Origin of the sequence: Peribacillus sp. YIM B13472, from assembly GCF_042788005.1 — a bacterium.
GTDB lineage: Bacteria > Bacillota > Bacilli > Bacillales > DSM-1321 > Peribacillus > Peribacillus simplex_E.
This window is the reverse complement of sequence record NZ_JBHZPG010000066.1, coordinates 1-7609: the sequence shown is the minus strand read 5'-3', so window position 1 is coordinate 7609 and position 7609 is coordinate 1. Positions and strand designations below refer to the sequence as shown.

At 38.0% G+C, this 7609-nt stretch carries 7 protein-coding genes and 1 pseudogene; 6 read left to right on the top strand and 2 right to left on the bottom strand.

Features of this window, described 5'->3' with window-relative positions; all coding sequences use genetic code 11:
• Positions 1-281: 281 nt before the first annotated feature.
• The 5 genes from ACFX4I_RS26065 (at position 282) to ACFX4I_RS26045 (ending at position 4574) form a co-directional block, all read left to right on the top strand.
• Positions 282-1049 carry a hypothetical protein gene (locus ACFX4I_RS26065; RefSeq protein WP_377424110.1) on the top strand — a complete coding sequence of 256 codons (768 nt, stop codon included), beginning with the start codon at positions 282-284 and terminating at the stop codon, positions 1047-1049.
• A gap of 299 nt (positions 1050-1348) precedes the next feature.
• Complete coding sequence (locus ACFX4I_RS26060; protein ID WP_283932204.1) at positions 1349-1837, top strand: GNAT family N-acetyltransferase; 489 nt, start codon at positions 1349-1351, stop codon at positions 1835-1837.
• Between the two features lie 280 nt (positions 1838-2117).
• Positions 2118-2396, top strand: a complete 279-nt coding sequence (locus ACFX4I_RS26055; RefSeq protein ID WP_076370470.1) for an ArsR/SmtB family transcription factor — start codon at positions 2118-2120, stop codon at positions 2394-2396.
• A 110-nt stretch (positions 2397-2506) separates the two neighbouring features.
• Positions 2507-2890 carry a VOC family protein gene (locus ACFX4I_RS26050; protein ID WP_230302336.1) on the top strand — a complete coding sequence of 128 codons (384 nt, stop codon included), beginning with the start codon at positions 2507-2509 and terminating at the stop codon, positions 2888-2890.
• 421 nt (positions 2891-3311) lie between these two features.
• Positions 3312-4574, top strand: a complete 1263-nt coding sequence (locus ACFX4I_RS26045) for a dicarboxylate/amino acid:cation symporter (protein ID WP_230302337.1) — start codon at positions 3312-3314, stop codon at positions 4572-4574.
• 385 nt (positions 4575-4959) lie between these two features.
• On the opposite strand, the gene ACFX4I_RS26040 is transcribed toward ACFX4I_RS26045, so the two are convergent.
• Positions 4960-5955, bottom strand: a complete 996-nt coding sequence (locus tag ACFX4I_RS26040; protein ID WP_377424107.1) for a zinc-dependent alcohol dehydrogenase family protein — start codon at positions 5953-5955, stop codon at positions 4960-4962.
• 264 nt (positions 5956-6219) lie between these two features.
• Between ACFX4I_RS26040 and ACFX4I_RS26035 the strand changes: the two are divergent.
• A pseudogene (locus ACFX4I_RS26035) lies at positions 6220-6589 on the top strand (winged helix-turn-helix transcriptional regulator).
• An 840-nt stretch (positions 6590-7429) separates the two neighbouring features.
• Here the strand turns inward: ACFX4I_RS26035 and ACFX4I_RS26030 are convergent.
• A partial coding sequence (locus ACFX4I_RS26030; protein WP_377424104.1) for a hypothetical protein occupies positions 7430-7609 on the bottom strand: 180 nt, incomplete at its 5' end.

The following is a 7609-nucleotide window of genomic DNA, read 5'->3' as shown; positions in this document are numbered from 1 at the left end:
AGATTTTCGTAGTAGATGGTGGCGGCGAGGATGGCCGCCATAGAAGTTTCTTATGGAACTATCGGGGCAGGATAGTTGAACAAGGAAAGATGGTCCAATGTTTCGCATAAGACACATATTGCGAAACTAGCTCAGCAATTCATCCAGGGAGAAACTTAATTCCGGAACAAGATCGGAACGCTGGTTAAAGGTATATTTTTCTATTTAGTTACAACTATATGGACAAACAGTCGCGCAATATTAAAAAACAAAAATATATTATTTAGAAGGAGGTGAATTTTATGTCATCTAATTCTAATTTTTGCTGTCCTCGCTGTTTCAATAGGATCTGTTGTTGTCCCCCTGTTCATCAAGGGTCCAAAGGAGATAAAGGAGATAAAGGAGATAAAGGAGTTCCAGGAATTCAAGGGCCCCGAGGACTACGAGGACCTCAAGGACCTCAAGGAGTTCCAGGACCTCAAGGACCTCAAGGAGTTCCAGGACCTCCAGGACCTCAAGGAATTCCAGGACCTCAAGGAGTTCCAGGACCTCAAGGACCTCAAGGACCTCCAGGAGTAGTTGAAGGTTGTCTATGTGATTGCTGTGTTTTTCCTATGCAGAACGTTTTACAACAACTTGTTGGGCAAACTGTAATTCTTGGCACTATTGCAGACGCACCAAATGTACCTCCTCTCTTTTTTTTATTCACTATTATTGAAGTGAATGATTTTTTAGTTACTGTTACAGATGGAGCGACAACTTTTGTGGTAAATATTTCTGATGTAACAGGGGTAGGATTTTTACCTCCAGGACCAACTATCAATTTGTTGCCACCTGTTGATTCTGGGTGCGAATGTGAGTGTCGTGAACGACCAATTAGACAATTGCTGAATACACTTATCGGTTCTACAGTGAATCTTTTAGCAAATAATGGTTCTATTGCAGCAGAGTTTAACGTGGAACAAACAGGTCTTGGCATAGTGTTAGGTACTTTACCAATAAGTCCTGATACAATAGTTAGATTTGCAATTTCAACTTGCAAAATTACGGCTGTAGGGCAGACTAGTTGAATTAGGAATGATGTTTAAAACAAATATTTAGTGAGAAAGTAGTTATTAAAAATTAGTATTTTTGTAGTTTATTAAGCTTATTTCCATGTGTGACTGTTCAATATTTATTATTTTTGTAATTTGGCTTTTAAAAAGAAATATATTAATTTGAACTAACGGGTGCGTAGCTGAAGATCGGAGCTGTCTTTAAGGCAGCTTTTTTGTATGCAACTATCGGGGCAGGATAGTTCATGAAGGACAAAAGAAAGTTTATGTCGAAATTATTAAGAGATTTGATTAATTGTAAAAGAGGTATAACAATGACTGTTTCATTAAATCAAATTTCCACAGATGAAAGGCATATTCTTAAGAATTTATATTCCCTTTATTTACATGACCTTTCGGAGTATACCGAGGGTTTAGATATATCATCAGATGGTTCATTTGAATTTGATTCATTTGAATTAATTTGGAAGAGGGAAGGGTTAACACCATATTTTTTGAAAAAAGATAAGACAATTGTAGGGTTTTTATTACTCTTGGAAAGGCCGTTTTTAAATAAGGAATATGATTACAGCATTAATGATATTTTTATTTTGAAAAAATATAGAAGAAAGGGTATTGCCATTGCATTATTAAAGCAATTGTTTGAACAAAAAAAGGGTTGCTACTTTGTTGTTGAATTAGCCAAGAATATTCCTGCCGTTATTTTTTGGAGAAAGATTTTTAGTGCGCTGAATATAGATTTTGAGGAAAAAAAGAAAATTATAGATGATGAAGAATGTTTGATGCAATCCTTTCAAATTTAAACCGGATTATTAACTAACAGGTGCTTTACTTCATTAACAAGGGTTGCTGCGGCAGCCTTTTTCTTATGGAGTTAACGGGGCGGGTGCTTAAAATTTTAACTAGTGTGATGATCCAATGAGGATTAATGCACTTTTTTGTTGAAATTATATTTCTATAATGGTTCAAACTACAATTATGTGACTTTACCTTGTTAAGATTGCATGATACGGTTCCTTTATCATGCAACCATACAGTTGCTTGTTCTTGACAAGCAACCGTAGAGTTGCTTATTCTTGATATATGAATTGGGACAAAGACGCTATATTCAAAGCACTTGGAGACTCGACTCGGCGGCTTATATTAGACGAACTATCCGAACGCAACGAGCTGACGTTGTATGAACTTACGGTACGTCTCATTATGAAGCACGACATTTCCATTTCGCGACAAGCGATAGCTAAACATCTTTCTGTATTGGAAGATGCAGGGCTCGTAAAATCAAAACGAAAGGGAAAGTATCGAGTAGTTATATTCAACAACGAACCACTTAAAAATTTGCTAAAAGGATGGATAGAGTAATTTTATAAAATCGGAACAAGACTTCTGACAAATGTGTGGGTCCGTTTTGTTTGCAGCCGGATTGTTAGCACAGCACCATGCATCACAAATATCAAAGGAGGCTAAACATTATGAAAATCATTGTTACCAGCATATTTGTACAAGACCAAGACAAGGCACTGGAATTTTATTCAGAAAAGCTGGGATTTGTAAAAAAGCATGACGTTCCCATGGGGAAATTCAGGTGGATTACGCTTGTTTCTCCCGAAGCTCATGACGGTACCGAGCTTTTACTCGAACCGAATGAGCATCCTGCCGCACAGGAGTATCAAAAGAAGATATTTGCCGAGGGCATCCCGGCGACAATGTTTGGCGTATCAGATATTCATAAAGAGTACAAACGATTATTGGAAAACGGCGTGAAGTTTACTATGGAGCCGACAAAAATGGGTGAAGTCACAATAGCTGTCTTCGACGATACATGCGGCAACCTTATTCAGATATTGCAGCAGTAACTTTATGTAGAAATAAATGTAACCTAGTTCTAAACGACTTTATTGGTTTGTTTTAAGTTGGGTGAAGTGTTTTTATCAACAATTAAACAGCTTTATGTTAACCCTGTCCTAATTTTAGGACGGGGTTATACATGTTTAAGATATTGTTCTCATTCTGCAATAGAAATGTACCTTTTAACGGGTGCGTTAGCTGATAAAGGAACAATAAAAGATGTAAACGGGATTAATAATTTATTCTTATAACTTTATAGTAATTCAGTATTTTACTGAAACGCGAAAAAATGATACAGTTATTGGTATATTTACAAATTTTTTTAAATGGGAGGTTGTCTATGGAATTGTAGAATTGAGAATGGAATGATCTATTTATTGGCATATTGTGTGATGAGGCTATTAATCTTTCGTTCAGGGAGGGCAACATATGAAAAAGTTTTTTGCTTTTCAAGTATTAATAGCATTGTTTATTGGAGCACTTATCGGACATTTTTTTCCTGCACTTGGCCAATCCTTAAGACCAATTGGCGACGCTTTTATTCATCTTATCAAAATGATTGTTGTGCCTATTGTTTTCACCACTATTGTCATTGGGTCATCAGGCGACGGAAACATGAAAAAAATGGGTTCATTAGGACTTAAAACAATTATTTGGTTTGAATTTATTACCACTCTGATTCTTGGTATAGGTCTTATACTTGTTAACGTTTTAAAGCCTGGTGCCGGGCTTAATCTGTCCCACCTTGCTCAAAAGGATATCACACAATTAAATGAAAGCGTTACCAAGGTTGTCGATTTTAAAACGATGCTTGTTAACATCATTCCAAGCAACATTGTTGATGCGATGGCAAAAAGTGATTTATTAGCTGTTATATTCTTCGCTATTTTATTTGGTGCAGCTGCTGGAGCAATTGGCAAAAAGTCAGAGCCGGCAATGAAGTTTATGGAATCAGTTGCAAATATCATGTTTAAACTGACACAAATGGTCATGGTAACCGCACCGATTGGTGTACTCTCCCTCATGGCAGCCTCTGTAGGTCAGTATGGCATTGCCCTTTTAATCCCTATGGCAAAGTTGATTGGGGTTGTGTATCTTGGGCTTGCTATTGTAATTTTCGGTCTGTTTCCAATAATTGCTTGGTTCTTGAAGATTTCTTACTTTAAAGTGTTTCGAATGGTATGGGATTTGTTCCTTATCGCTTTTTCTACAACAAGTACGGAAACCATTCTGCCTCAGTTAATGGATCGAATGGAAGCATACGGTTGTTCGAAACGTGTTGTTTCATTCGTTATTCCTTCTGGGCTATCACTGAATTGTGATGGTTCGACATTGTACCTTTCTGTTTGCTCTATTTTCTTGGCACAAGCATATGGCATCCCGATGGATTTTGGCCAACAGTTGATTGTAATGGGGGTTCTTGTTGCAACCTCAAAAGGAATTGCTGCTGTTCCATCCGGTTCGCTGGTTGTCCTTTTAGCTACCGCCTCAGCAGTAGGGCTTCCGGCAGAAGGTGTCGCCATTATTGCAGGAATTGACCGTGTGCTGGATATGGCACGTACTGCTTGTAATACTCCTGGACATGTTCTCGCTTGTATTGTGGTTTCGAAGTGGGAAAAAGAGTTCCGTCAGGGAGAATGGAAAGCTCAAACCGAACAGTCAAGCATTCGGCAGGTACCCCCAACATTTTGATGATATGTTAAGCAGCATCATTACATCAGAAGAATAGGGAAAAGCAATGATACAAGTAGCAAGGACCTGATATTCTCGCCCAATTGTTGAAAGTCATGGTTTAAAACCAATGATGGGGTATGAATAGTCATCTTGAAGACTTTTTTTGAATGGTATAGCTGTCTGGTGGGTGAAGAAATGGCGAGAAGGTGAGATAACTCTTAAAATCCATGGCTTACACATTGATCAGGAAAAAACGTTCGTGAAAGTTGGGAAATCGGAGCACCCTATTGGTTTTTACTGTAATTAAAAATAAAAGCAGACGGTACAGTGAGAATCTTAAAGAGAATCTCGCTGTACCGTCTATTTGAACATAAGGTTGAGGCATTTGATTGTTTATATAATATTACCAATTATTTTTCAAAACTATTTTTCCTATCGCCTTGCCTGACTCCATGTACTCATGGGCTTTTGAAACCTCATCAAACGTAAACGTGTTTGGATCCACAAGCGGACGCAGCTGCTCTTCTTCAACCAGCCGAGCAACTTTCTTCAAAATTTCTCCATAATGCTTATGCATGTCCTTGTTTAATATCTTCAACAACATAAAGGTAACATGCAGAGAAAGTCCCTTTGAATGCACTGGGGAGAGGTCATGGGTCGAACGGGCAGCAATGGCTGCTACCGTTCCATGTACAGCGGCCGCCTCAAAGGAGCGATCAAGGTTTTCTCCTCCTACCGTGTCAAACACAACGTCAAATCCTTTTCCGTCTGTATATTTCCGTACATAGTCGTGAACGCTTTCTTCTCGATAGTTAATAGTTACATCTGCACCAAGGCGCGTGCCAATCTCCAGCTTCTCTTGCGAAGAGGCAGTTGTATAGACTGTGGCGCCTCTCCATTTGGCCAGTTGAATGGCAATGTGTCCTACACCGCCGGTTGCTGCATGGATCAGTATATCCTGTCCAGGGACAAGATTTGCCCGATTGAACAATGCTTCCCATGCAGTAATGGCAACCAATGGTAATGCAGCGGCTTCTTCCATCGTCAAATTTTTCGGTTTGTGAGCAAGTAAATCGACATCTGCTAGCATAAACTCTGCAAGTGCACCGCCAGTCCCTCTAAAACCTCCCGCGCATCCAAACACTTCATCGCCAACTTTAAACTTAGTTACTCCTTCACCCACTGCAGATACCAAACCTGCAACATCTCCATGTAATACTGCCGGAAACTCGGGGGCAACGGCTGGAACTGCACCAGCACGGACTTTCGTATCAATGGGATTTACACTTGTAGCCTTGACTTGAATAAGTACATGTCCAGGTTTTAGTTCAGGTTTTGAAATCTCTTTAAATTGAAATACGGATGGTTCACCAAAAGATTGAATAATTTGAGCTTTCACTTTAGTCACTCCTATTTATTTTTTGGGAAAATGTCTCATCACCTATTCATGTTAAGGATGAATGCACCGGGGACATTACCATCAGACTTTTTTAGTAACATCTTTAATGATCAATAGTATGAAAAGAACGAATATTTAGTCTTCTCTTGCAAAACCAATGATACTTTATATAATATAAAATTAAAAGTACGTACATTTTTGTTGAATAGGATAAAATTTGTAATATAGTATACAATTTGATACTTAAAAGATTGGGGTGTCAATATGAAGGACTTTAAAACGGAAAAGTGCCCTGATACCACTGCTTGTCCTGTTGCAGTTACAGTAGATGTGATAGTAGGCAAATGGAAAGGGATCATATTATATAACTTAATTTCCGGCCCTAAACGTTTTAACGAGTTAGGGAGACTTATGCCCTATACCACAAAACGTATGATAACGTTACAACTTCGGGAATTGGAACAGGATGGTAATTGTACATCGTGAAATTTATCGAGAGATTCCTCCAAAAGTTGAATATTCTCTTACTCCCTTTGGGGAAACATTAAAACCTATTATTAACCTTATGCGAGATTGGGGAGATATGTACGGAAATGAGGTATTAATGAAACGAAAGATCTCAGAAAATAGGTAGCATCAATGTGGGTCTCCGCCACAGAACCAGAAAGTTGGTTTTCAACATATCCATGACTTATGTTTTTTACCAAGAAGATATAAATATAAAAAGGATATAATTGGATGTAATATGAAGTTGAGAAATTATATTGTAATATTTTCTGGCAAACTTTAAAATTGAACTTTACTACCTTAACAATCTGTCCAATTTTTAGTGCCTATAATTAAGCCCGCTGGGTTTTATATTAGAATTATCTCCTGTCTTTTGGTCCAATTCAATTTTGTTTTAATGCAGCGGGTATTCGCTCTTAGGGAATAGTATATACTTTTCCAAAATGAATTTATTTAATAAGTAATACTGCTTTTCACACACAACATATGTAAATAATGAAACTAATCTTCACTTCGATAAGGGAGGTTGCTTAGGCCATTCTTAAGTCATTAAAGGGGTAGGATAGTTTAAGCAGCTTTCACAATATTTACGGTTTCCTTAAGTGGTTCTTACAACTACATTAATGATGAAACACAATGAGAAACTTAGAAAGAGCATATGTTTTTACGCCTGAAGTATTAGTTGAAATCACTAATTCAATTTATTTTCCCAACCAAACCAAAATAGTCTGTTTTAAACTACCATTAAAATAAACTTCTCTAACTCCAAAAAACGACAATGCCAAAGAAGACCAACGGGTGTTAATTGAATAACGAAAGAGCTGTCTTGATTGACAGCTCATAACTTCAAAAATGTCTGTGGGCGTGATGCGATTGGGGGATACCTTCCAAAAGAAAGAAATCGAGAGGCTCAAAAGGTTAAAACCCCTTTTACTTAAAAATTAAACCCATAGTTCCCTTTTTGATGCTATTTTTTTTTCGGCCCTTTTTTCCCTTTGGCACCTTTGCCCTGTTTCACCTCACCGGTTCCCGCAGATTCTCCTTCTTCATGAGGACCTTTATGGCCTTTTGGTTCCGAGAGCTCCTGGGTTTGCACTGACTCGGCGGAGGCTTTATCATCTTTCGATCCTTTTTTCCCTTTGGCACC

Excerpts from the sequence above, each read along its gene's own strand:
- ACFX4I_RS26060 (WP_283932204.1), top strand. The coding sequence starts at position 1,349 with ATGACTGTTTCATTAAATCAAATTTCCACAGATGAAAGGCATATTCTT.
- ACFX4I_RS26050 (WP_230302336.1), top strand. The coding sequence starts at position 2,507 with ATGAAAATCATTGTTACCAGCATATTTGTACAAGACCAAGACAAGGCA.
- ACFX4I_RS26045 (WP_230302337.1), top strand. The coding sequence starts at position 3,312 with ATGAAAAAGTTTTTTGCTTTTCAAGTATTAATAGCATTGTTTATTGGA.
- ACFX4I_RS26065 (WP_377424110.1), top strand. The coding sequence starts at position 282 with ATGTCATCTAATTCTAATTTTTGCTGTCCTCGCTGTTTCAATAGGATC.
- ACFX4I_RS26055 (WP_076370470.1), top strand. The coding sequence starts at position 2,118 with ATGAATTGGGACAAAGACGCTATATTCAAAGCACTTGGAGACTCGACT.